The 26,127-nt window shown below is 55.5% G+C and carries 15 protein-coding genes; 14 read left to right on the top strand and 1 reads right to left on the bottom strand.

Features of this window, described 5'->3' with window-relative positions; translation table 11 throughout:
* From ABD971_RS32295 to ABD971_RS32230, 14 genes are all read left to right on the top strand, one after another.
* Positions 1-1,389: MFS transporter (locus ABD971_RS32295; RefSeq protein ID WP_345327829.1), on the top strand; the 1,389-nt coding region annotated here is incomplete at its 5' end.
* Positions 1,382-2,614, top strand: a complete 1,233-nt coding sequence (locus ABD971_RS32290) for a M20 family metallopeptidase (RefSeq protein ID WP_345327828.1) — start codon at positions 1,382-1,384, stop codon at positions 2,612-2,614. The genes ABD971_RS32295 and ABD971_RS32290, both read left to right, overlap by 8 nt.
* A gap of 22 nt (positions 2,615-2,636) precedes the next feature.
* Entirely contained in the window at positions 2,637-3,599 is a 963-nt protein-coding gene (locus ABD971_RS32285) for an amidohydrolase family protein (protein WP_345327827.1), read from the top strand.
* Positions 3,600-3,631: 32 nt separating this feature from the next.
* On the top strand, positions 3,632-4,639 hold the full coding sequence (locus ABD971_RS32280; RefSeq protein ID WP_345327826.1) for a threonine ammonia-lyase: 1,008 nt from the start codon (positions 3,632-3,634) through the stop codon (positions 4,637-4,639).
* A 637-nt stretch (positions 4,640-5,276) separates the two neighbouring features.
* Complete coding sequence (locus ABD971_RS32275; protein ID WP_345327825.1) at positions 5,277-8,405, top strand: PSD1 and planctomycete cytochrome C domain-containing protein; 3,129 nt, start codon at positions 5,277-5,279, stop codon at positions 8,403-8,405.
* A 19-nt stretch (positions 8,406-8,424) separates the two neighbouring features.
* A complete protein-coding gene (locus ABD971_RS32270) occupies positions 8,425-9,873 on the top strand; it encodes a DUF1501 domain-containing protein (protein ID WP_345327824.1) in 1,449 nt (482 codons plus the stop codon).
* 256 nt (positions 9,874-10,129) lie between these two features.
* The gene (locus ABD971_RS32265) at positions 10,130-10,984 is read left to right on the top strand and encodes an SGNH/GDSL hydrolase family protein (protein ID WP_345327823.1); all 855 of its coding nucleotides are present in this window, start codon (positions 10,130-10,132) and stop codon (positions 10,982-10,984) included.
* 526 nt (positions 10,985-11,510) lie between these two features.
* A complete protein-coding gene (locus ABD971_RS32260; RefSeq protein ID WP_345327822.1) occupies positions 11,511-13,406 on the top strand; it encodes a CocE/NonD family hydrolase in 1,896 nt (631 codons plus the stop codon).
* A 54-nt stretch (positions 13,407-13,460) separates the two neighbouring features.
* Positions 13,461-14,897, top strand: a complete 1,437-nt coding sequence (locus ABD971_RS32255) for a sulfatase (RefSeq protein ID WP_345327821.1) — start codon at positions 13,461-13,463, stop codon at positions 14,895-14,897.
* A 697-nt stretch (positions 14,898-15,594) separates the two neighbouring features.
* A complete protein-coding gene (locus ABD971_RS32250; RefSeq protein ID WP_345327820.1) occupies positions 15,595-18,399 on the top strand; it encodes a DUF1553 domain-containing protein in 2,805 nt (934 codons plus the stop codon).
* A gap of 214 nt (positions 18,400-18,613) precedes the next feature.
* Positions 18,614-20,053 carry a DUF1501 domain-containing protein gene (locus ABD971_RS32245; protein ID WP_345327819.1) on the top strand — a complete coding sequence of 480 codons (1,440 nt, stop codon included), beginning with the start codon at positions 18,614-18,616 and terminating at the stop codon, positions 20,051-20,053.
* Between the two features lie 556 nt (positions 20,054-20,609).
* Positions 20,610-22,076: a porin gene (locus ABD971_RS32240; RefSeq protein ID WP_345327818.1), complete on the top strand. Its 1,467-nt coding sequence runs from the start codon at positions 20,610-20,612 to the stop codon at positions 22,074-22,076.
* 304 nt (positions 22,077-22,380) lie between these two features.
* Entirely contained in the window at positions 22,381-22,803 is a 423-nt protein-coding gene (locus tag ABD971_RS32235; RefSeq protein ID WP_345327817.1) for a BlaI/MecI/CopY family transcriptional regulator, read from the top strand.
* Positions 22,800-24,695, top strand: coding sequence for a M56 family metallopeptidase (locus ABD971_RS32230; protein WP_345327816.1), 1,896 nt, complete (start codon positions 22,800-22,802; stop codon positions 24,693-24,695). Before ABD971_RS32235 ends, ABD971_RS32230 begins: the two co-directional genes overlap by 4 nt.
* Positions 24,696-24,800: 105 nt before the next feature.
* Here ABD971_RS32230 and ABD971_RS32225 read toward each other — a convergent pair whose 3' ends face one another.
* A complete protein-coding gene (locus ABD971_RS32225; protein WP_345327815.1) occupies positions 24,801-25,865 on the bottom strand; it encodes an alkaline phosphatase D family protein in 1,065 nt (354 codons plus the stop codon).
* Positions 25,866-26,127 lie beyond the last annotated feature (262 nt).

Here is a 26,127-nt window from a genome sequence, read left to right as displayed (position 1 = left end):
GAAGCTGCTAGGATTAACCTAGCAACATACCCTTACAGCCCTGGGCTGGAAGCCTATCCCACACCCCATCCCGAATCGGAAATCCCTATCGACACTCACATTAATCGCATCGATCCATCCGCCGTGCTCAGCCGCAGTCGCTGGGTGCTGTTAACGTTGTTAGTCGTCTCGATCTTGGTCAACTACATTGATCGCGGAGCGTTATCGGTTGCGATTCCGGCGATTGAACTTGAGTTCTCGTTGACGCCGACTCAGAAGGGACTGCTGCTGTCAGTGTTCTTCTGGTCATACGCGTTATTGCAGTTGCCGGCCGGATGGTTGGTCGATCGATACGATGTGAAATGGGTGTACGCGGGCGGCTATTTGATTTGGACAATCGCAACCGCCTTGACCGGATTTGTCGGCGGTTTCACCGCACTACTGGCGGCCCGCTTACTATTGGGACTGGGCGAAAGTGCCGCATATCCCGCGATTTCCCGACTGATCGTCGAAAACTTCCCCGAGCACAAACGTGGCACCGCCAACGCCTTGATCGACGCGGGCACCAAAATCGGTCCCGCACTGAGCATTCTGGCTGGCGGTCTGTTAGTCGATCAATTTGGTTGGCGTGCGCTGTTCATCGCCCTCGGCATCGGCAGCATTTTTTGGTTGCTGCCTTGGATCAAATATGTTCCGTCACGCCCGCGGCACGACCACCACGTTGACAAGCCAACACCGAAAACGAATCGTCCTTCGCTGGTACAAGTAGGACTGCATCGTGCTGTTTGGGGAACCTCGCTGGGCATGTTTTCGCTAGGCTACGTTTGGTACTTTTTACTGACATGGCTGCCATCCTATTTGATGGACGTCCATCATCTGAATTTGAAAGAGACCGCAGTTTCGGCAGCACTTCCGTTCTTGGCAATGGCAGCGTCTTCGGTGTTCTGGGGCTGGGCAGCCGATCGCTTGATTCAACGAGGCAACTCGGCCACGTTCGCTCGAAAATCGATCTCCCTTGGTGGGCTTGCCATCGCAGCGGTACTATTGATCGCCGCGTCACGAACATCTTCAGCCACCGTTTGCATCGCGTTGATTACCGGCGGTTGTTGTGCACTCGGAATGTTTACCGCCAACGTCTGGGCGATGACACAAACATTGGCCGGCCCTGCCGCGGGAAGCTGGACAGGAATACAAAACTGCGTTGGCAACATGGGCGGTGTGGTTTCACCGTTAGTCGCGGGTTGGTCGGTCGAGCAAACGGGATCGTATCAAACGGCCTTTTACGTGGCCGCGATCGTGATGGCATTCGGTATCGCCGCGTATCTGTTTATCGTCGGCCCGATCGAAGAAATCCAGTGGCGACAGGAGAGTCCCAAGATCACAAACCTCGCCGGAGACAACCATGAGTGAAGGAAACATGTGTGAGAATGAGCGGGAGACTCACCCGGTGCTCGAGACGCTCGCGGATTTGGTGCGGATCAACAGCGTCAATCCCAATTACGAAGCGGGGGTTCCCGAGGCCGAGATGGCTGATTTTGTGGAGCAGTTTTTTGCTACACGAGGCATCGAAACATGGCGGCAACTCGTTTACCCTGACCGACCCAACGTCATCGCTCGCGTCCCCGGTCGCGATCCGCAGCGGCGAATTGTGCTCGAAGCTCACATGGACACCGTCTCGACGATCGGGATGACGATTGATCCATGGAACCCGGAAATCCGAGACGGCAAGATGTACGGCCGGGGCGCATGTGACACCAAAGGCGGGATGGCGGCGATGATGCACGCCGTCGCCAGCGTCGCGGCCGACGGAATCACGCCGGAGTGCGATGTGCTGTTCGCTGCCACCATCGACGAAGAGTTCTCGTACCGAGGTGTCGTTGCGCTGTGCGACTCGCTTGATGCCGGTCCAGTCGACCCGCAAATTTTGAAGCAAGAAACATCACCTCGAAATCCTTGGACGGCCGAAGCCGCCATCATCGCCGAGCCAACGGATTTGATGCCGGTGATCGCCAGCAAGGGACTCGTTCGCTGGAAGATCGAAACTCGCGGCAAGGCAGCACACTCGGCAAAGACGCATCTGGGCGTCAACGCGATCGAGCACATGGCTCACGTGATCACCGCGATTCAAAAAGACACGCTTCGGTTGTCTGAGGCCACTCATCCGCTGCTCGGACCGGCAACGTGCAATATCGGCATCGTTCGTGGTGGCGTGCAAATCAATTTTGTACCCGACCGCTGCGAAATCGAGATTGATCGCCGACTGCTGCCTGGTGAGACACGCGAAACGGTACTGGCTCATTATCAACAGCTGATCGATTCGGTTGCGGCCGGACATCCTGGCATGGATGTGGTCATGCACCCACCGATGCTGAGCGACCGACCGCTAGAAACCGATGCTGGTTCGCCTGCGGTGCAAACGATGGCAAATGTCCTTCGCGACATGGGATTGGACGCGGCCTTGATCGGAGTGCCGTTTTGCAGCGACGCCAGCAAGTTTGGGGCGATTGGCATCCCCAGCATGATTTTGGGCCCCGGAAGCATCGACCAGGCCCATGCGGCAGTCGAGTACATTGAGTGCAGCCAAGTCGTTCAGGCCGCAGAGATCTATCGACGGTTCGTAACCGAATTCAAGTAATACGCAAACGCAGGATACGAAATTGAAAAACGATCCATCCATCAAATTGTCTCGACGTACCTTCGTCGGTGGCGTGATTGCCTCTGCGGCGACCGCAACCGCGATGCAAACCTGCGGTGCCTCACCCGCCGAGGCGACCTCGCCCAAATCATCGCCGGGATGGATCGACGCCCACGTTCATGTCTGGACACCCGACACCGACAAATATCCGATCAGTCCAGATTTTTCCAAATCGGACATGCTTCCCAAAAGCTTTACCGACGAGCAACTATTCAGCCATTGCCGACCGGCGGGAGTCGAGCGGGTCGTCTTGATTCAAATGAGCTTCTATCAATACGACCATTCCTACATGTTGGACGTGATGAAAGCGAATCCTGGTGTGTTTTCCGGAGTCGCACTGATCGATCATCACCGACCCGACCTTGTCCAGCAAATGAAGTCGCTAGCCCAAAAGGGCATGCGAGGATTCCGCTTGCATTCCAGAGGCGATGCCAAGGACTGGGTGGACGATCCCGGCATGCAGAAACTGTGGCGGACTGCTGCGGACGAAGGTTTAGCCGTCTGTCCGCTAATCAATCCCGACGACATTCAGTACGTCGATGCGCTGTGCAAACGATTTCCTAAGACAACCGTTGTCGTCGACCACTTTGCTCGGATCGGAGTCAGTGGCAAGATCGAGCAAGACTCGCTTGACCAACTCTGTCGACTTGCACGTTTCCCCAACACCCACGTCAAAACGTCCGCCTTTTATGCGCTGGGCAAGAAGCAACCTCCCTATGTCGATTTAATACCGATGATCAAACAGGTCACCGAGCACTTTGGTCCCGAGCGTTTGATGTGGGCCAGCGATTGTCCCTTTCAAGTCGAAGACGGCCACACCTACGAAGCCTCGATCGCACTGATACGCGATCGCATCGATTTCCTGTCCGCAAGTGACAAGCAGTGGCTACTGAAAGGAACTGCTGAAAAAGTCTTCTTCGCCTAACCTGCCTCCTCCCTCCACACTGCTCCCCACCCATGCCTTCCGTAGCCACAATCGCCGACGTACGCGCCGCTGAAAAAGTCATCCGCCAACACCTTTCCCCTGCTCCGCTAATTCGTTCATACGCATTGGAAAAGGAACTCGGATTGGCATCCGGTCGCCGGGTTTGGATCAAGGATTATGGATGGACGCCGGTCGGATCGTTCAAATTGCTAGGCGCAATCAACTGGATGGCTCAGCATTTGGATCAGATCGGTGATCGTCCCGTCGCAGCCCACTCCTCCGGCAATTTCGCATCGGGATTGGCGTTTGCGGGGATGACGTTCGGCAAGCGAGTGATCATCGTGATGCCCGAAGACGCACCGAAAATCAAGTTCGCTCGCACCCGTTCGTTTGGTGCCGAGGTGCGAACGTACGACAAGTCGACCGATCATCAAACCGGCCAACGTGACCGTATGACACGTGAAATTGCCGAGAACGAACAAGCGATCCAGGCTTCGCCTTACGATGACAATGACGTGATCTCAGGCAACGGAGTCGGCGGCCTGGAAATCGTCGACGAACTGAAACGACAAGGACGCGAGGTTTCTCATTTCGTTTGTGCGGTCAGCGGTGGCGGGTTGATGGCGGGTCATGCGTTGGCGATCGCCGACGGGTTCCCCACTGCAAAGATCATTGGCGTTGAACCGTCCGGAGCCGACGACTTTGCTCAGTCACTGGCTGCCGGAAAACGCGTTCGAGTGGATCATCCCGACAGCATCTGTGATGGATTGTTGTCCTACGATGTGGGTGAGCACAATTGGCCTATCCTTCGCGAGCACGTCACCGCGTCGGTGTGCGTAACCGACCCCGAAACGTGTCAAGCAATGAAGTGGATTGACACCCAGCATGGACTCCGCAGCGAACCATCCGGTGCAAGCACCATCGCCGCTTTGTTGTCCGGAAAAATCGATATCAGCGGTGATGTAGACATTGTCGTCGTGCTGAGCGGCCGCAATGTCGATCCCGAGGACTTTCAAAAGTGGATCAGTCACGTCGCCTAGAACAGGTAGGCAGAAATCATCGGGCTGAATCATATAAGGCGTTTGGGGATTAGCTTTGGCTGCTAAATTTGCGTGTTGTCGTGAATTTTGTTGCGTTGATTTTCTGCCACCTCTCCACCAACTTCGTTGGGGGAGAGGTCGAACGGAGCCTTCAGCGACGTTCGGGTGAGGGGGCTGACCGAGCAAGCCACTCGCCGACGATAACGCCGTTTGCACCGGAACTGCTCGCCGATAGCGCGGTCGCCCCCTCACCCGAGCAACGCCTAAAGGGCGTGCTCGACCTCTCCCCCAACTTCGTCGGTGGAGAGGTAACTGCACTATAGACCGGCAGAAAACTTGCGCAGCCAAAACTCACAACAAGCCCAACGTCTTAGCCGCCTAGCGTTAGCATTGCCTGCTAAATCGCTACCATTACGTAGAATCTAACACTGCGCAAGTTTCGCTTCGATTCTTAGTCGCGTTCGCGTCGGCAGGCGATATGTTGTTGCTATTCACCGCGGAACGCGTCACAATAGCAATCACTGGCATCGGCACAGCGGCCAGCCCCACCTCGATCATCCCACCTTTATCGAATCGGTATCTCACCATGTTTCCATGGCTGGCGTCTTGGCTGCCGAATCGTTCGGTAGTCGCTCGAATGTCACTTCTGCTCGTGATTGGCTTACTGGTCTCGGGCGGATCGACAAAAGCCGAAGAGAAGATTTACTTCGAAACTGAAATTCGCCCAATCCTGCGTGAATATTGTTTCGATTGCCACGGAGCGACCGAAGAGCTCGAAGGTGGATTGGACTTGAGACTTGTCCACTTCATTGCATCCGGTGGCGACTCGGGTACTGCTTTGGTACCGGGCGATCCCGACTCAAGTTTGCTGCTAGAGCGAATCATCGATGGCGATATGCCACCAGGCGAAGCGCGTGTATCGGACGACAAGATTGCGGTCCTCGAGAAATGGATTCGCCAAGGAGCAGCGACGCGGCGCACGGAACCCGAGCAACTCGAACCGGGCATCCCGATCACCGAAGAAGAACGAAACTATTGGGCTTATCAACCGATCAAGCAGCCGCCGATTCCGGTCATTCCAACAAGCGGCAGCGTCCGCACGCCGATCGACGCATTGCTCGTTGCGGCCATGCCGTCGGGTCTCACGCTTTCACCCGATGCCGATCGATTCACGCTCATCCAGCGTCTGTATAACGACTTGATCGGATTGCCAGCGACGAAGTCTCAAGTCGATCGATGGACGCATTGCCCTGATGTGGATTGGTACGAACAATTGGTCGATGAATTGCTGCGATCACCTCACTACGGCGAGCGGTGGGCACGGCATTGGTTGGACGCCGCCGGGTACGCCGACAGCGACGGTTACACGGTCGGTGACAGCGGCCGTGATTGGGCGTGGCGCTATCGTGATTACGTGATCCGATCTTTGAACGACGATAAACCGTTTGATCAATTTATTACAGAACAAATCGCCGGAGATGAACTGGCCGGGCCAGCCGATGGCGATTGGACGGAAGATCAAATTGAGTTGCTGACGGCCACCGGCTTTTTGCGAATGGCAGCAGATGGCACGGGAAGTGGCGACAACAGCCCTGAAGCTCGCAACAAAACCATTGCCGACACGTTGCAAATCATTAGCAGCACGCTACTCGGGTCGAGCGTGCAGTGTGCCCAGTGCCACGACCACCGCTACGATCCGATTTCGCACGCCGACTACTTTGCACTGCGGGCCGTCTTTGAACCGGCCTTGGATTGGCAAGCTTGGAAGCCGCCCGCCCAACGCTTGGTCTCGCTCTCGACCGAACAAGATCGTGCCAAAGCCGCAGCAATCGAAGTCGAGGTCCAGGCGGTAGCGGCTGAGAAGAAAGAGAAACAGACGGCATTTATCAAACAGGTATTCGACGAAGAACTATTGAAGTTCGCAGAACCGTTACGCACCGAGTTGCGGACGGCGTATGAAACAACGGCCGCCCAGCGGACTGCGGAACAAACCAAATTGCTCGCCCGCCATCCGCAGATCAACGTCACCCCCGGGGTGCTGTACCAATACCGTCCGAAAGCCGCCGAAGAACTGAAAGGCTACGATGCCAAGATCGCCGAAATGCGTGCCAAGAAGCCCAAAGAGGAATTCATTCATGCGTTAGTCGAACCCGCGAATCATGTTCCGGTGACGCATCTGTTTCATCGTGGCGACTTCAACCAACCGAAACAAGAAATTCGTCCTGCGGCGCTGACGGTTACGGCATCCGAAGGAACGCGAGTCGAGTTCCCCATCGACGATCCGAATTTGCCCACCACCGGACGTCGACTTGCATTCTCGCAATGGTTGACGGACCGCAGCAATCCGTTGACCGCACGCGCGATCGTCAATCGAATTTGGATGCACCACTTTGGTCGCGGCATCGTTTCGACTCCCGGCGATTTTGGACGTCTCGGTGACGATCCGTCGAACCTGCAGTTGCTTGATTGGTTAGCCAGCGACTTTGTCGAGCACGGTTGGAGTCTGAAACATTTGCACCGCCAAATTTTGACGTCCACCGCTTGGCGTCAATCCTCTTTCCGTGATCCAGCCCGCGAAGCAATCGACGCCGAAAACCATTTCTATTGGCGTAAATCACTGCAACGTGTCGACGCCGAGATCCTTCGTGATTCGATTCTAGCCGTGTCTGGCATGCTCGACACCAAACCGTTTGGTCCCCCGGTCGCTATCGCTGAGGATGAAACCGGCCAGGTTCGTGTCAACGCACAGCAACCGCGGCGCAGTGTCTATGTACAAGTCCGACGGAGCCAACCGGTGGGCATGCTACAAACATTTGACGCCCCAGTGATGAGCGTCAACTGTGATGCGAGAACCGTATCAACTGCGGCCCCGCAATCGTTGATGATGTTAAACGGCGAATTTATTTTAGAACAAGCAAACAAGGTTGCCGAGCGAACGATTGCCGACGATCAGGCGAACCAATCGGAAGGGAAGCCCGCGCGAGAAGCCGACATCCCGGCACTCGCTTCATGGTTGCCCGAATTGCCGCCACCGACGTGGACGTACGGCACCGGGGTGGTCGATGACGCCGCGGGGATGCTTCGTGATTTTCATCCGCTCGCTCATTTCACGGGTACACAGTGGCAAGGCGGTGTGAACGTCCCCGACCCGACGATCGGCTGGGTGCTTTTGACCGCGCAAGGTGGCCATCCAGGCAATCCGAAACACCCGGCGATTCGCCGCTGGATTGCACCGGCCGATGGGCAGGTCAGTATTTCGGGAACACTGCAACATAGCAGCCAGAACGGCGATGGAGTTCGCGGACGCGTCTTCGCCAAAACCGGACAACTGGGTACTTGGAACGCTTTTCACAGTTCGACCGCTACCTCCGTCGCGGCGTTTTCCGTGGAGGCGGGCGACGCTATCGATCTCGTCGTCGACTGCATCGCACATGAAACGTCGGACTCGTTCAGCTGGGGGGCAAAAGTGACATTCACGCCGCGGGACGGAGCGGCGGTCGTCAATGATTCGATCGCTGATTTCCACGGTCCCGCCGACGACTTATCACGTTTACCCGCACAGATCATCGCGGCCTGGGAACTCATATTATCGCGTTCGCCGAGCGAGGATGAACTTCGCATGACGCTCGCATTTGCCGGCACCCAACTCGCACAGATGGCAAAAGATCGCCAAGGTGTCATGCAGGGAAGCACCCCTGCGAAACAAGTGCTCGTCAATCTCTGTCAAATGCTGCTCAATTCCAACGAATTCATTTACATCGAATGATTACGAATATCGGCCCATCATGAATCCCCACCCTCCCACCAATTCGCGGCGTCAATTCTTGCAGAACACCGGCATGGGTGTAGGAGCATTGGCATTGCAATGGATGTTGACTCAGGAAGATGCGTCAGCAAAACCTCCGGTGTTAAAGGAGGTACAGCACAACGACATGCTTCCTCGCTCGCCTCACTTCACGCCGCGAGCCAAGGCGATGATCTCGCTGTTCCAGCACGGCGGGCCATCGCATATGGATTTGACCGATCCGAAGCCCGAGCTTAGCAAATATGACGGGACCGATTATTCAGGCGACATTCAGTTTTCGTTTGTCAATGAAGCCAGCAAAAAACTGCTCGGCAGTCCGTACCGGTTTCAGCCTCATGGCCAATGCGGAACGGAGTTGTCCGAATTGCTACCGCACACTGCGGAGGTTGTCGACGATATCTGCTTGATTCGCAGCATGCGTACCGGGGCGAATGGGCATGAAGTCAACATCCGCTATTTTCACAGCGGCATTCCCGCGGTGTTAGGTCGTCCGACGTTCGGATCGTGGTTGACGTATGCACTCGGCAGCGAATCACAGGATTTGCCCGCGTTTATGGTGTTAGCCGATCCCGGCGGTCATCCTGTTGATGGAGCGACCAATTGGAGCAATGGATTTATGCCTTCGCTGTTCCAAGGAACGGTGCTGCGTCCGAAAGAGCCGCGAATCTTCAATCTGCAACCCCCAACGCATCTGTCGGGCGAATTCCAACGTCAAAACCTGGACTTCTTGCAAACACTCAACCGCCAACACTTGCAGTCACATCCGGGCGAATCGGACCTCGAGGCAAGGATCGCCAGCTACGAGTTAGCGGCTCGGATGCAAACCGCAGCCAGTGATGCGTTAGACATTTCACAAGAGACCGCGGCGACACACAAGATGTACGGGTTGGATCAACCCGAGACACGTGAATACGGCACCCGCTGTTTATTGGCACGGCGATTGGTCGAGCGAGGCGTTCGCTTTGTGCAACTGTTTCACCACAATCAGCCTTGGGACAACCACAGCAATCTGAAATCGGGGCTCGCGTCGATTTGCCGAAAGACCGACCAGCCGGTCGCGGCCTTGGTCGCGGATCTGCGGCAACGTGGCATGCTGGACGAAACGCTCGTTCACTGGGGCGGCGAAATCGGCCGGCTGCCAGTCACGCAAGAACAGGGCTCGCCGGAAAAGGCGGGACGCGACCACAATGGTCAGGGATTCAGCATTTGGATGGCGGGCGGCGGCGTTCGTGGCGGCATGACGTTCGGTAAAACTGACGTTTTTGGGCACCATGCGGTTGAAAACATTGTCACTCCGAACGATTTCCAAGCGACCGTGATGCATTTGTTTGGTTTGGATTACGAGCAAGTCGCCTTTCCTCACCGCAACCAACAACAAATCATCACCGCAGGCCGACCGGCACGCGTCGTCCGCGAAATTATCAGCTAAGCAACGCCGGAACAGTAAGTGTCGGGATGCCCCGTAGCGGAAGTCGTCAAGACTTTCGTCAATCGCTGAACAGGTCGAAACTCTTGACGGCTTGTTGATTTAATCCAAATGCAAATCGCAACGGTGAGCCGTGGGCCGTAAGGTACCGGGTAGCGCGTGGGACCCCGCCGCTGACGCGTCACGGCTCACTAAATCAACAAGCCGTTTGACGAGTTTCGCTACGCAAATAGATAGGTCTAACACAGGATAACCACCGATGAATCAATTCCGACTGAAGCCGCTCGTCGCTCGTCTTGGTACCCTTGCCCTCGTCATAGCGATCATCGCGTCCCCGTCTCGTGTTCAAGCCGAGCATGAGGGCAAGCTGCAAATTTTGTTGCTCGGCGACAGCACCACCGAGGGCAGTGTGCCGCGGCGACTAAAGCCGGAAGGCCCTCATTTAGAAACGGTCCTGGAACAATTGTTGGCGGCGGATGCAGACCTGCCCGCATGTCATGTTATCAATTCAAGCCAGAGCGGTGAAACGATTCGCCGACTGCTCGATTCAGGCCGCTATGATCGCGACGCCTCAAAATTGCCTGGAATCGATTACATCTTCATTCGGTATGGCTTGAATGACCGTGCAAAGATTGAGAACTTTGTCGAGAATTTCCCCAAACACTTTGCCGAATTGTGCGATCGGTTACGCCACGATCATCCGTCTGCCGAACTGATTCCGATGACCGTGATTCCGTTTTCCAGTGAAGAGGCGAGCGATCAGATCAACGACTTGGTTCGTCAAGCCGCCGCGGCAGAGAATCTGGAAGTCTTCGATATCTACCCGCGTTACGCTGCAGAGTTGAGCAAGGGCGTGAACTCGCTGAATTATCGCCGTTACCCGCTCGCCAAAGTTCCCGCTCAATATCATCCATTGGTCCAGCCGTTTATTCACGGCCCCAGCGTGGAAGTGATGGACAACGAGCTCGATCCCATTCTCGGCGATTTGCCTGGGTGGTATTCCGACCGTCACCCCAATCTGGCGGGATACAACGTGATTGCCGACGAAACGGCGAAATACCTTGGCAAGCGATTGCGACAACGCCAAGCCGAAACGGCCAATGTGAGTCAGTGAACATACACAAATCACAACCCGAAGCGTGAGCGAGGGACCGTATCAAGATCGATATACCCTCGCTTCCGCGTTTTGAAGTTGCGAATATTTTAAAGTGCCGGAGGCACGACAGCATTTAGCCTGGGGCGTAAGCCCCAGGATTTCCGGAGCCAAACGTTATTATAGCCCCGGAGGGGCGGCAGCGATCGATCATTTCGCTTTCTGTCGCCCCTCCGGGGCTTCGGATCATTGTTTTCTTCGTTTTCCTGGGGCTTACGCCCCAGGCTACATGCTGCCGCCACTACCGTGGCTGAAAAACGCAACTTCAAAACTTACGCGTCGGGTTGTGAAAAAGCACCAACCTCAATAGACACGTGCCGGGACACCGGTCGTTCACGATCGACTATACTCTATAGAATTAGTCGCCCGGTGATTCCGTGGTTGGCCGCGTGATTCCCTGGTTGGTTGGGGAGCAACCGATGCCGGGCACTCCGATTCAAAACAAAATGCACGCCCGCTGTTGGGTACTCAACAACAGAAGCAAGACATGACTCCATACAATGCGGTAGTACGAAGACAATCTCGCTGGGCATTTTTGATCGTGCTGGTGATCGCCAGCGGATCCTTCAGTGCTGCGGCCGACTATGTTGTCCAACGTGACGTGATGGTTCCGATGCGTGACGGAGTGCGATTGGCAACTGACGTCTACCGGCCCGCTGTTGGGGACCAACCGCTGGACGAGGCGTTACCGGTCATCTTGTCACGGTTGCCCTACAACAAAGCCGGTTCCAAGTCGATGGGCGCCTACTATGCCACCCATGGCTACGTGTTTGTCGCCCAGGACACGCGTGGGCGTTATAACTCCGAAGGCGTCTGGCACATGCTTACCGACGACGGACCCGACGGAGTGGATTGTGCCGCATGGATAGGTCAACAACCCTGGTCCAACGGAAAGATCGGCATGATCGGCACTTCGTACTTTGGCGGTACTCAGCACGCGATGGCGATTGCCGGAGCCCCGGAATTAACGACCGTGATCCCCGTCGATGCGATGGCAAACATGGGCCGTCAAAGTATCCGCAATGCCGGTGCCTTTGAACTGCGGTTTTGGAACTGGATATTTCTGAATGCCGGTCGAGGTAGTCGCGCGGGTAAGAATCCTGCTACCGCCGAGGTACTGCGTGAGATGGCGGACCAGAGATTTGCCTACCTCGAGAATCTGCCCACGCGACGTGGGATGACGCCCCTACGGCTTTCCCCTGAATACGAAGATTGGCTAATCTCAGCGATGGAACATGGCCCCAACGACGAATTTTGGGCTCAAAACAACATCGTCGATGCACCTGAAAAATACAAAGACATTCCCGTTTATCTGGTGTCGGGTTGGTACGATTCATGGGGCGGGAATAACACCGCCACCTTTATGGCTCTGAATTCGGCGATCAAAGGTCCGGTCTATATGATCATGGGACCGTGGATCCATGGCAAGCAAACCGGTCACGCTCACGGGCAAGTCAACTTTGGCAAAGACGCCGCCATCAGCGATCAATGGGCGTGGCGCAAAGAGTGGTATGACCACTGGATGAAAGGGATCGATAATTCGGTTGGCAAGGCGGATCCATTCAAGACTCCCGTACGCATCTTTGTGATGGGAACCGGTGACGGCAGCAAAGATGAGCAAGGCCGTTTGCAACACGGTGGATTTTGGCGCAACGAACTGGAATGGCCGCTGGCGAGAACCGAGTACACCGAATTCTATCTGCAGTCTGGCGGTGGATTGTCAACGACAATGCCAAAAATCGAGCAGGCAACCACACAATATGACTTTGACCCGAAGAATCCGGTTCCGAATATTGGTGGCAATCTCTCCTCCAGTGACGACATCATGTTGCAAGGAGCTTGGAACCAGAAAGGGGGACCCCATCTTTGGAATTTCAAAGACCCCATCCCGCTGTCCGCTCGTGCTGATGTGCTTGTGTTTCAGAGCGAACCCCTTGAACAGGATGTCGAGGTCACCGGAGAAATCGAAGTGCGATTGTTCGCCTCGAGCTCGGCCATCGACACCGACTTCACTGCCAAGTTGATCGACGTCTATCCTCCGTCAGCGGATTGGCCAGGCGGTTTTGATTTGAATATTGGTGACGGCATTGTGCGAGCCCGTTTTCGTGAGTCGCTGACCAAGGAAGTGATGATGACTCCGGGAGAAACGTATGAGTTCACTATCAAGCTGTACCCGACATCGAACGTGTTCAAAAAAGGACATCGAATTCGGGTCGACATTTCGAGTTCCAACTTTCCTCGTTTCGACGTGAATCCCAACACGGGTGAACCGCTCAACCGACATCGAACGACCAAGGTTGCCACGCAAACCATTTACCACGATGCTTCACGGCCGAGCCGGATTGTGTTGCCTGTGATCCCCGCTTCACCGTCTGATGAGTAAAGACAGTAGCAAATAAATACAAAGGTTAGGTTAGGTTAGGTTAGGTAATTGTTGATGAAATACTATGTTTTCTTTCTGGTCGCATGTCTGTCATTTCCAGCGTTGGTGGCTCGTGCGGCAGAGCGTCCCAATGTGCTGTTTATCGCTGCCGACGACCTTCGCAACGATTTGCGATGCTTGGGCAATCCCGAAGTGCTGACGCCGAACATCGATGCGTTGGCCGAGCAAGGACGACTATTCACTCACGCCTATTGTCAACAAGCGTTGTGTAATCCGTCGCGTGCATCACTGATGACCGGACTGCGTCCGGACACCCTTCAAATATGGAACTTGGGGACGCACTTTCGTGATCAAATGCCCGATGTTGTGACGCTGCCGCAACACTTTATGAGCCATGGCTACTTCACGCAAAACATTGGCAAGATCTATCACAATTGGGTTCACGATCTGAAAGGGGATCCCGCATCGTGGAGCGTCCCTGCCGTGATGCACTTTGCCACGCACAGTTCGGACAAACCGATTGTCGATGGCGAGCTTCCCCCGAATCTAGCCAAAGACATTAAGTGCGAATGCCGCGACGTTCCCGACGACGCCTACTTCGACGGCCGCATTGCGTCGATGGCGATTGACGCGTTGCGAGAACGCAAAACGAGTGACAAACCGTTCTTTCTCGCGGTCGGTTTTTGGAAGCCGCACTCGCCCTTTAATGCGCCCAAAAAATACTGGGACATGTATGACCGCGACGCCTTGTCGCCGCCCCCGAATCCAGCGTGGCCCAAAGACGCTCCGCGGATTGCATGGCACAACAGCCAAGAAATCGTGGGGGGGAAGAACCCTCGCAAGCTCACCGATGACGCAGTGATGGAGATGCGACATGGCTACTTGGCTGCGATCAGCTATCTGGACGCGCAAGTGGGGCGCGTGCTCGACGAATTGGATGCACTGAAAATGCGTGACAATACGATCGTCGTGTTCTGGTCCGACCATGGTTTCCATCTGGGCGAGCAAACGTTGTGGGCCAAGACGTCGAATTTCGAACTCGATGCCGCCGTGCCAATGATCTTTTCGGCTCCCGAAATGCAGAATCGCGGTACCAAGACGGACTCGCTGGCCGAGTTGATCGATATGGCTCCGACGCTGACCGAATTGGCCGGACTTCCCAAGCTCGATGGCGTCGAAGGCGTCAGTCTGGTTCCCATTCTCGAGGATCCCGCCGCCACGGTGAAACAAGCCGCTTACACTCAGCATCCGCGTCCGGCGTATTATAAAGACGCCCCCGCGGTCATGGGCCGGTCGGTGCGGACCGCGCGATACCGCTACACCGAGTGGCGTGATTGGGAAACCAATAACATCGTCGCTTCGGAATTGTACGATCACGAAGTCGATCCACTTGAAATGGTCAACGTCGTAGCAGACCCCGCCAACGCAGACGCGATCAAAGCATCCCAGCGACTGTATCGCATGGGATTTGAGCCATCCGGCAGCGAATAAACAGGTAGGCAGGTGTCTTTTGAGTTTGTCAGCCTGAACGACTAAAACGTTGGGCTTGTTGGGATTTTTGGTTGCGCCGTTTTCCTGTCACCTCTCCCGAACGCAGTTTGGGAGAGGTCGAGCAGAGCCTTCAGCGATGCTCGGGTGAGGGCGTCCGAGCAAGTTGAGTTCCACTTCACGCTAAGTTGCGCGGTCGGCCCTCACCCGAACGAGGCCTAAAGGGCCCGCTGGACCTCTCCCAAGCTAACGCTCGGGAGAGGTGACTGACAGGGGAGAGGTCGAGCAGAGCCCACAGCGATGCTCGGGTGAGGGCGTCCGAGCAAGTTGAGTTCCACTTCACGCTAAGTTGCGCGGTCGGCCCTCACCCGAACAAGGCCTAAGGGGCCCGCTGGACCTCTCCCAGCTTCGCCGGGAGAGGTGACTCGCTACCGCTGTCACGGTGAAAGCGGGCATCATGACAGGCATTTGAAATAGACTACTTCAGCATGCTCCTTCGTCGGTGGAGAGGTAACTGCAGATACATGCCGAATATCAATTTGGCAGGCCGAATGGCCTGTTGCGTAAGCGGCGGTACGCGGATTTCTTGGATTTTCCTCAATCCATAGACTTAGATTCCTGTCCTGCGACGCGGTGATTTCGTTTATGATTGGGGTTCCCACCTGCCTCCTGCCGCTACATCCCACCCCCGCGCCATACTATGAACGCCATTCGCTCGCTTGCGCTGTTCGTCGTCCTCACGGGCATCGGTCCTACGCTAGGCTACTCGGCATCGCCGCTGACGTTCGAAAAAGATGTTCGGCCAATCTTGAAGGCACACTGTTTTCACTGCCACGGTGAAAGTGGCGTCAAAGAGGCGGAACTCGACGTGCGACTTCGGCACTGGATTGTCGCGGGCGGCGATTCAGGCGAAGCGATTGTGGCGGGCAACCCAGACGAATCGCTACTGCTAGACCGAGTCACCTCAGGCGATATGCCCCCGGGTGACAAAAACCTATCCGACGGCGATATCGCGACGCTGCGTGAATGGATTCAGCAAGGAGCCAAAACCGCTCGCGAAGAACCTGAATCGCTCGACGCAGGCGACTACATCACCGAAGAGGAACGGGCCTTCTGGTCGTTCCAGCCGATATCCCGTCCGCAACTTCCCGCGGTCGCTTCCTCGCGCGTTGCCACGCCGATCGATGCGTTTGTCTTGCATCGGCTCGAGTCACAAGGCCTCGCTTTCTCGGAGGCGGCGGACCGCTACACGCTGATTCGCCGAGCGACATTTGATCTATGGGGATTGCCGCCGGATCCCGAAAGCGTCGAAGCATTTGTTCATGACCCTAGTCCTAACGCCTACGAAAATCTGATCGACCGATTGTTAGCTTCGCCTCGATATGGCGAACGCTGGGGCCGGCATTGGTTGGACGTCGCGGGCTACGCCGACTCCGACGGTTACACCAACACCGACGTCGAGCGAGAGTTCGCCTACTTCTATCGCGACTACGTGATCGACAGTTTCAACGATGACAAACCGCTAGACCAATTCGTTGTCGAGCAGTTGGCGGGCGACGAGTTGGTTGATGAGGCAGGCGGATCAGGCGAGTTAACACCGCAGCGGATTGCCCAACTCGCGGCGACCGGGTTCCTCAGGATGGCACCTGATGGGACAGCCGCCGGGGGACCGGAACGGGACCTCGCTATCAACTCGACGATCGCGGACACCATCGACATTGTTTCGACATCACTGTTGGGGCTGACGGTCGGCTGTGCCCGTTGCCACGACCATCGTTACGATCCGATCAGCCAAGCGGACTACCATCGTCTGCGAGCCATCTTCGAACCTGCGCTGGATTGGAAGAAATGGAAAACTCCGCTGCAACGACGGATCTCACTCTACACCGAGGCGGACAAGCAAGCCCGTGCCGCAGTCGAAGCACGAGCCAACGAAGCGACAGCAGCACGCACGCGGCGCCAACAAGAGCATCTCGATCGAACGCTGTACGAAGAACTGCTGGTTGTTCCCGATGAAAAACGAGAGCCGTTAAAAGCAGCCTACCAAACCGAGAAAGCAAAACGGACTGCTGAGCAGGTCGCGTTGCTGGCCGAGTACCCAAGCGTCGCCAGCATCTCGGCTGGATCACTGTACCTGTACTCGCAACAGCGAGCGCGCCGAGCCAATGATATCGAAAAAGCGGCGGCCGAACGCGAAGCCCGTTACATCGCCGAAGCACAGAAAAAAATCGCGGCCGAGTCCCCCGACGTTGTTGTCACTGCGATATCGCTCGAACAGCATCATCCCACGGGCTTTGCCGAAATCCAGCGGTATCGCGAAGCTGCGGCGATTTGTCGAAAACTCGATTCGAAAAAAGAACTCGCCGACCTGCAGAGTGAAATCGCCGAAATCCGCAGCACCGCTCCCAAAGAAAACTTTTTGCGTGTGTTGACCGAACCCGTCAATCATACGCCCGAGTCCCACCTATTCATTCGTGGCGATCACAACCAGTTAGGTCAAACCGTCGGCCCCGGTGAACTGACAGTTCTGCAATCGTTTACGCCGGTGCAGATCGAAGCCAATGATCCCGATCGTTCGACCACAGGACGACGACTCGCCTACGCACGGCATCTAACCAGCGGCAAACATCCGTTGTTGGCTCGGGTGTTAATCAATCGTATGTGGCTCCACCATTTTGGTCGCGGCATCGTCGACTCGCCTGGTGATTTTGGACGATTGGGCTCGGAGCCGACGCATCCCGAATTACTCGATTGGCTTGCGGATGACTTGATGCGTGGCGGTTGGAAAATGAAACGGATGCACCGCATGATGATGTTATCGACCACCTACACCCAAGGATCACATCGCACCGAAAAGCTTGATCGCATCGATCCCGACAATCGGCTGTATGCGAGAATGTCAATTCGCCGATTGGAGTCCGAAGCGATCCGCGACGCGATGATTGCCGCAACCGGCGTCATGACAAGCGAGATGCATGGTCCACCTGTGCCCGTCAAAGAGGACGCGGTAGGGCAAATCGTGCTGGGCAAAGAAAAGCTTGACGGCGAACGCAAACCGACGGGTGAAGACAACGATTTCGAGGGAGTGTCACGACGAAGTGTCTATGTTCAAGTCCGCCGCAGCCGTCCCTTGGCGGTCTTGGAAACATTCGACATTGCGACCGTGTCCCCTAACTGCACCGAACGTAATTTTTCGAATGTCGCCCCTCAATCGCTGCTGATGATGAACAGCCAATTTGCGATTGACCATGCCGAGCGACTCGCCGATCAAATGATTCGCGCGGACGACGATCCAGCGCAGCAGATATCGCAAGCTTGGAAACAATGCTTCGGCAACTCGATCGAAAATACCGTCCTGGTCGAGATGATGGAGTTTGTCGAGAAGCAAACTGCCGCGTTTCGAGCTCGCAACTCAAAACTGACTCCTGCTGCCGCCCACCGATTGGCGCTGGCGAGTGCCTGCCAAGCCATGTTTAGTACGAATGAGTTTTTATACGTCGATTAGGACCGTCGGAAGAATAACTGGCGGCGTCTTCCGTAGTGGACGAGGCAACGAGTCCTTTTGGCTCAGTGCAGCTGCAGGACTCGTAGCCTCGTCCACTACCGCCCGCCATTTATTGTTCTGAACGTCCTTAGCACTTCTCGAAAGTCTTGACGACTACCGCGACGCAAATTTGAGCACAAATCGCTAACCGACTTCCCACATTCATCGAAATGCCATGACCTCATACGACTCGCAAAGACGTTCGACTCGGCGACACTTCCTGGCATCCTCGATGATGCGTGGCGGCCCACTCGCTCTGGCGTGCATGATGGCCGAACACGCGAGTGCCGAGCCTAAGAAACCGCAAATGGGAACGCATGGATTTGATTTGAAGCCTAAGACGCCGCCGATTGCCCCTCGCGCCACGGCGATGATTTCGATGTTCATGCAGGGCGGGCCGAGCCAGATCGATCTGCTTGACCCGAAACCGCTACTCAACAAGATGCACCTGCAAAAGTTCCCGGGAAAAATCAAGTACGACAATGCGGCTCAGGCAAGCTCGAAAATTTTTGGCTCGCCCTGGAAATTCAAAAAGTACGGTGAGCATGGCACGGATGTGTCTGAACTGCTGCCGCACTTCTCCACGATCACCGACGACGCGTTGGTGATCCGGTCAATGCATACCGGCGTCAACAACCATGGGCAATCGATCCATGCGATGAACGGGGGACGGCCGCTGAAGGGGCGGCCCGCACTGGGCAGCTGGTTGACGTACGCCTTGGGCGCCGAGAGTCAAAGTTTGCCGGCCTACATCGCCATGACCGATCCACAAGGGCTGCCAGTCGAAGGCGTCTTGAACTGGTCCAACGGCTGGCTGCCGTCACTGTTTCAAGGCACGGTGATTCGGCCGGTCGAGCCGCGAATTTTGAATCTGCAGCCTCCGCCGCATTTGGATGGCGAGATTCAAGAAAACTATTTGGGTCTGCTGGCGTCGCTGAACAAGCGACATGCTCAGCGGCGAACCGGTGAACATGAATTGCAAGCACGCATCGCCAACTATGAATTGGCGGAACGGATGCAGTTTGCTGCCGACGAAGCAACCGATCTCAGTCGTGAATCCAAAACGATGCACGAGATGTACGGAATTAACGAGCCCGAAACGAAAGAGTTTGGAGAGCGGTGCTTGATCGCTCGCCGCTTGATCGAGCGTGGCGTTCGCTTTGTGCAGCTGTTCACCAAAAACCAATACTGGGACCATCACGGCGCGATCGCAAAAGGGTTGCCCGCATCGTGCCGCAAAATCGACAAGCCCGCGGCCGCGCTGGTGAAAGACCTAAAACAGCGCGGACTACTAGACACCACCGTTGTTCACTGGGGTGGTGAAATGGGACGCTTGCCGGTGATCCAAAACGAGGCCAACATCGGTCGCGATCACAACACCGATGGTTTTTCAATGTGGGTCGCTGGCGGTGGTTTCCGCGCCGGTATCTACGGAGCGACCGACGAATTTGGCCATCACGCGGTGAGCGATACCGTCAACCATTTTGACTATCACGCCACGTTGTTGCATCTGTTTGGTATCGATGCTGAGCAACTGACTTACGAACAGAACGGCCGCGAGCAAACTCTGATCGACGGCCAACCCGCCAAAGTGATCGAGGGATTGCTAGCGTGACCTTGGTTCCAGTGTTCTTGCCTTGGAACCCAATGCACTGCAGGCTCCCGATTAATGCCGCCCGGTTGTAGCGACTGAAACGATCGAAATTTAACCGGCGGCTCGCGGGCTGTTAATTTAATCGAAATGTAAATCGCATAAGTGGGCCGTAAGGCACCGGGTAATGCGTGGAACCCGGCCGCTCACGCGTCACGGCTCACTAAATCAACAGCCCGCTTGCGCCGGTCCGCTATAAGAGCCACCCGGTTGGTGTCAAAGTAGATGGCAATGGGCTTCCGTATGCCGAGCACGTAAAACCGAGGCCGAAAAAAGGGAGGCGGGAGCCTCCGAAGCAGTGCGTTCCCAGTCAGGAGCCTGCGAACGAGAGTTTTTTTCCGGTTTTAACGGATCATGCTGACTTTTTCGCCGAAAAATAGAAAGGAGGACTGCAGAACGCGATCTCGAGTGGCGGACGGAATCGGTGCGGCATGTCTGGCGCGTGCGATCCGGCGCCCACCACATGCAGACCAATCCGGTGATCTGCTGTTTTCGATACGGGTTCCTGGAAACCATTGCAATGCGGCGTCTGTACGGCCATTTTGCAATTCGCGGTCACCGCTGGCCGAGCCTCATGCTCGCCCTTGTCGCTCTATGGACTTACGCGTCGCCTGCCCAGTCACAGCAAGTTTCGTTAACTCCGATCATTGCTAGCGACCATGCTTCTGATCCGCCGCTTTCGGGCGCAATGCGTCGAATCGCGCAGCTTGAGCAAACCGTGTTCGAGCTCCAGCAACGCCAACCCGCTGGCTTGATCGAAGACGACGATACGATCTGTTTTGATGCACCAGTAACCGAGCATCCGTCCCATTATCCCATCTACGATACCGGATGGACGTTGCGACCGTATGACTCCGAGAAGACGCCGTTTGAATTGACAATCGGTTTACACAACCAGTTCCGCTACACTGGATTCAGTCGCGACAACGACACCTCGATCGACGCTGCGGGAAACGTTCGCACAATCCCCAACCGCAACGACTTTAATGTCAACCGCGGTCGCTTGGTCTTTTCCGGGTACGCACTGGACAAGGACTTGGGGTTCTACGCCAACATTGATTACAGCACCGTCGCCTCGAGTTCCATTCAGCCGTTGTTGACATGGATTTCGTTCCGCCATAGTGACACGTTTACGCTCTACATGGGATTGGGAAAGGTTCCCGGCACCTGGGAGTGGCAGCAAACGTCGCGCTACACACTGGGGGCGGACCGGACGTTGGCGACCACATTTTTCCGGCCTTCGATTAGTGCCGGAATGTGGGGAATCGGCAAGCTAGGCGATTCGCTTTCGTATACGGTTTTTGTGGGCAACGGCCTGAACACGTTGACATTGCGGTCGGCGGATCTCGATACGAACTTTGTCTATTCCGGTCTCGCTTGGTGGGAACCACTGGGCGATTTTGGCGTCGGTTTCTCGGACCAAGAATACCACCAAGACTTGGCCATCCGCATCGGTCACGGATTAACGCAAACTCGAAACGACAGCACTTCGAGTGACCAATCGGGCGCCGAACAAACCGTGGTGCGTTTGAGTGACGGCACGCGACTGATTGAGCCCAATGCACTGGCCCCCGGTGTCACCGTCAACGCGTTTGACGTGTGGCTATACACCGTCCACCTCGGACTAAAGAAACAAGGCTACAGTCTCAGCAGCGAGGTCTTTATGCGATGGCTGCGAAACATCGAAGGCACTGGTGGTGCGGAATTGGACTCCCTCTTTGACAACGGATTCTATGTCCAAGGGGGAGCGTTTGTGATCCCCAAGAAACTGGAACTGTTTGCAAGAGGCTCGGCCGTGACCGGAAACTTCGGTACCGGCAGCGAAGTCGCAGCCGGTTTGAATTGGCATCTCTTTGAAAAGCGATCCGCCCGGCTGACTCTCGACGTGACCGACGTCCGCGACTCACCCGCCGAACAATCTCGCACGGGCTATGTCGCGGGCGAAACTGGTACCCTGGTCCGCATGCAGCTTTGGACCTTTTTTTAACAACGTCGCTAACGCTCGGAGATCAAAACGATGGATCTCGGAGGTCGGGCGAATCTTTTTCCGAGGTCGCGGAACTGGTGCGTGAGTTTCGGTCATCCCAGAAAACGAAAGTCTTGACGACTTCCGCTACGACCGAATGCGTCCCAAGCGATCCACGACACTCTTGTTCCGACGCTTCTTCGCTAAAAGAGCGGTATCCGCGAAACCACTATTTTTACGCAGCTTTTCGCTTGACTTCACCTGTAGTCAGCGATAACCTGACGACAGATGTAGTCCAATGCGTTTTTCGTTCGGAATGCTGTGTATGTCCCAATCGCCCTCCAAGGGACGCGCTCCAACACTTGGGCGTGTCGAGCTTGAAATCCTGCAGTTTATCGATGCGAATCATCCCGTCACGGTGCGTGAAGTAGCAACGTATTGGTTTGAAAAAACGGGCCAGGCGAGGACAACCGTGCTGACGGTGATGGACCGATTAAAGCAGAAGGGGTTCCTGACTCGCAAAAAGATTAGCAACGTCTATCACTACAGCCCCAAGCGATCGGGATCGTCTGTCTTGCAACATTTGGTCTCGGACTTTGTCCAAGGAGTTCTCGGCGGATCCGTTGCTCCGTTTGTTGCCTACCTGAACGACGCCAAGTCGATCCCTCCCGACGAATTAGCTCAATTGAAGCAAATCGTTAACGAGTTGGAAGCCAGTGCAAAGACCAACGCGAAGGAGCCATCATGAACGATTGGTTGACGGTTTGGTCCGATGCGATGCAGCGAACTCTGCTGCCGATGACCATTGCAGTCGTTGTATTGTGGTGCATCGAATCGTTGACAACGTGGCTGACGCCAAAGCATCGTTCGTGGCTGTGGCGGTTGACATTTATCAAGTGCCTTTTCGTTTTCTGTTTGCCGATTGCCTTGCCGCTACCCAGCATTGTGGGCAATTCGTTGCACCTCGTATCATTTCCAACCGTGATCCAGGCTGCGCCACTCGAAGCGGTCACTCCGTCACCGGATCGTTTGACCAGCAACACTGGCATCGAAACGTCGCCTCAGTTCAGCTCCGTCGCACAAATCGCTTCATCACAAGAGTCAACGACTGAGACACCAGCGTTTTTCCCCGTTGCCAATACGACTTTGTGGCTTTTTCTGCTTTGGGCGACAGGTCTCGTCTTGCAATTGGTTCTTTTGCTTCATCACCACGCCGCACTACGAACACAATTGCGTCGTGGGAAAGCAGGAAACATTCCGAAATCGCTGCGAACGATGTATCGTGAAACCGCAGATCGAATGGGAGTTCGGCATCCTCCGGTGTTGCAGCTCAACGATCGATTTACCAGTCCGGCACTCGTGTTCAGCGGACGCGTGTTACTGGTGCTGCCTGCGGATTTTCAGCAACGACATGGCGACGAAGCTTGCCGCGCCGCGATCGCTCACGAACTCGCCCACCACCGACGATCGGACCTGCACTGGAATGCCCTGGTCACGTTGGTGTGTGCCGTCTTGTTTTTCTTCCCTCCACTATGGCTCGCTCGTCGGCGGTACCGCGTTGCGGTTGAATCCGCATGCGATTGGGACGCGATTGGTTACGCTCGCGTTGACCTAGCCACTTACGCTCGATTGCTGATTGAACTGCTGGAACCGCCCCCTCGCACATCACCATCCCCGGCCATCCTATCGATGGCCGGCAGTGAACCATTTCGCTCCCTCTCGGAAAGGCTAAAAACCATGAAACGCTTTAATGGTCCGTCGCGTCGTACTCGCGTCATTCACACGGTGGTTTCGCTGCTGATGTTGTGCGTCCTGACCCCCTGGACTCATGCTGATGACAAGTACAAGGCCGATAACAAGTACAAGAAAGACACACAAACATCGTCGGCCACGGTCACCAGCTCGTCTTCGTCGCAAAGCTCGGGCGATGGTGATACGCGTAGCACCAGCACCGTGACAGGAACGGCCAACGGAAACGCCGCCGGTTCAGGTGCCGCCAATGGCAAAACAACATCGCTTAAAATGCGGAATGGCAAAGAGGTAAAGTCGAACGAGGCTTCAAGTTCCGGCGCGGCCAAAGTCGCTGGCCAAAACAAGCCCGATCGTCGATACGACAAGATAAATAAGAGCACAACGACATCCAATCAAGCTTCGTCCACGTCGAGCATCCAAGTCAACGACATCAAAATTTCGCGATCGGTCCACTCCGAAGGCGGCGTCACGTCGACGAAAATGGATGTGATCGACAAGAACCAAAAGATTGCGGTTCGCGAGAGCAGTGACGAGGGAATCGAAGTGCGTGTGCGTGACCGCGACAAAAACGCCGATGGCAGTGTCAATGAAAAGGTTTACACCGCGAAGTCGTGGGACGAGCTACAACAGCAAGCTCCGGACCTCGTTCGAAAGATCAAACGGTACGAGAAAATCGCGGGCAACGTGACCGCGGCGACGGACGTTCGCGGCGGCGTAGCAACGGCATCTTCCATCGCCGACGCCTTCTCGCACGACGTCGATGTCGTCCAGCTTGATGCCAAGGAAATGATGAAGGCTCAATTGCGCGATATGCTGGAGCAACATCCCGATAATCCCGAGATGCAAAAAATGATCCGGAAAACGCTCGATAGCCTTGATAAAAACTAGCGCCGGCAATCCTTCGGTAGCGAAAGTCGCGAAGACTTTCGTCGATCCAAGGACGGCCGAAACTCTTGGCGAGTTTCGCTACGAGAAAGGTATGCTGAAAGACACTTACCTTGGCTGCAATTCACTGAGCCGGATCGATTTCTTGATCTGCGGTTTGCCGGCGATATCGACAATGTCGATCGTTACCTTGGGATCGACCACGTTCCAATCTACCGAAATCACGCCAAAATTCTCTTCGTGATAGGTTTGCTCGACGGCGCGAAATTGGTTGCGTGTCGGTGTTCCTCGCGGATGCTTCTGGTTCAAACTGCTCGAAGTGGCATCGATCAACGGATAATCCACATCGTCGTTGGCGACGGACACCTCGGCCCAATGTCGGTCTCCACTGACGATCACCACGCCACCCGCATCAGTGCTTTTCACCAGATCGAAAAGTCGCTGCCGTTCGTGCGGCAAATTGGCCCATGTTTCTTGACCTGCAGCCTCCGCGACCACCTGGATTCCTGAGGCAATCACCCGCACCTCCGCTGGCAATCGAAGCTGCTCCTCGAGCCACCGCCATTGAGCTTCGCCCAGCATCGTTTTCTCAGGATCTTCGTCCGGCAAATATGGGCCACCGACCTGCCGAGGCCCCGTCTTTAGTGGCGAACGAAAGTAGCGGGTGTCGAGCATGATTACTTGGATGCGTTTTCCCGGGGGCCCAAAGACCTTGGCATCATAAACTCCCGCTTGTTGACGCTTGGGTGAGTCCGCTGGAACTCCCCAGAAATCCAGAAACGCTTGTTGAGCCGCGTCGCGTTCGGGGTAAGACGCGCCGCCATCATTCAGCCCATAATCATGATCATCCCAAGTCGCCATGACCGGACAACACGATCGCAACGCTTGAAATCCTTTGTTTTCAGCCAGCACGCCGTACTTTGCCCGCATTACGTTGATGTCCGATGTGTCGGCGTAAATATTGTCACCGAGGAACAACAACAATTGTGGCTCGGCTTGCAACATCATCGGAAAAATGGGTGTCGGACGATCCTGTTGGATACAAGACCCAAACACCACCCGCGAAATCATCGACTCGGACGTGGAATCGCCCATTGGTTCCGCCGTTGATGCAACAACTGGAACGAGCATGAACAAGATGGCGAATAGGGGAATCCGCAGTGGTCGCAACATTGAAAACCTATCAGGGCAGGTGGGAAGATTTTTTCGGAGGGATCAGCCAGGGGAATAAGTATAATCGTCCGACGCACGCCACGTGAAAGTCGTTCGGCGATGGTGATTTTTTCCCGCATTCTGGCTCCAAGGCTCTGCCCAACGCCGTGAACGATTTTCGGGTTGCTTTCTTTCTTCAAGCAGGTGGTCATTCGCACGGGATGCCAACAATCCACGCTCTGGCGAGCGTAGCTACGAAACGCAAATGACGATCTGGATAGAC

The sequence above is a fragment of the Novipirellula rosea genome, assembly GCF_039541335.1.
Taxonomy (GTDB): Bacteria; Planctomycetota; Planctomycetia; order Pirellulales; family Pirellulaceae; genus Novipirellula; species Novipirellula rosea.
This window is presented reverse-complemented; position numbering and strand designations above follow the sequence as displayed.

What these genes read in the sequence shown, in the direction of transcription:
- ABD971_RS32270 (WP_345327824.1), top strand. Translation starts at nt 8,425, where the DNA reads ATGAATCCCCACCCTCCCACCAATTCGCGGCGTCAATTCTTGCAGAAC.
- ABD971_RS32240 (WP_345327818.1), top strand. Translation starts at nt 20,610, where the DNA reads ATGCGGCGTCTGTACGGCCATTTTGCAATTCGCGGTCACCGCTGGCCG.
- ABD971_RS32275 (WP_345327825.1), top strand. Translation starts at nt 5,277, where the DNA reads ATGTCACTTCTGCTCGTGATTGGCTTACTGGTCTCGGGCGGATCGACA.
- ABD971_RS32255 (WP_345327821.1), top strand. Translation starts at nt 13,461, where the DNA reads ATGAAATACTATGTTTTCTTTCTGGTCGCATGTCTGTCATTTCCAGCG.
- ABD971_RS32280 (WP_345327826.1), top strand. Translation starts at nt 3,632, where the DNA reads ATGCCTTCCGTAGCCACAATCGCCGACGTACGCGCCGCTGAAAAAGTC.
- ABD971_RS32245 (WP_345327819.1), top strand. Translation starts at nt 18,614, where the DNA reads ATGACCTCATACGACTCGCAAAGACGTTCGACTCGGCGACACTTCCTG.
- ABD971_RS32260 (WP_345327822.1), top strand. Translation starts at nt 11,511, where the DNA reads ATGACTCCATACAATGCGGTAGTACGAAGACAATCTCGCTGGGCATTT.
- ABD971_RS32230 (WP_345327816.1), top strand. Translation starts at nt 22,800, where the DNA reads ATGAACGATTGGTTGACGGTTTGGTCCGATGCGATGCAGCGAACTCTG.
- ABD971_RS32235 (WP_345327817.1), top strand. Translation starts at nt 22,381, where the DNA reads ATGTCCCAATCGCCCTCCAAGGGACGCGCTCCAACACTTGGGCGTGTC.
- ABD971_RS32225 (WP_345327815.1), bottom strand. Translation starts at nt 25,865, where the DNA reads ATGTTGCGACCACTGCGGATTCCCCTATTCGCCATCTTGTTCATGCTC.
- ABD971_RS32290 (WP_345327828.1), top strand. Translation starts at nt 1,382, where the DNA reads ATGAGTGAAGGAAACATGTGTGAGAATGAGCGGGAGACTCACCCGGTG.
- ABD971_RS32265 (WP_345327823.1), top strand. Translation starts at nt 10,130, where the DNA reads ATGAATCAATTCCGACTGAAGCCGCTCGTCGCTCGTCTTGGTACCCTT.
- ABD971_RS32250 (WP_345327820.1), top strand. Translation starts at nt 15,595, where the DNA reads ATGAACGCCATTCGCTCGCTTGCGCTGTTCGTCGTCCTCACGGGCATC.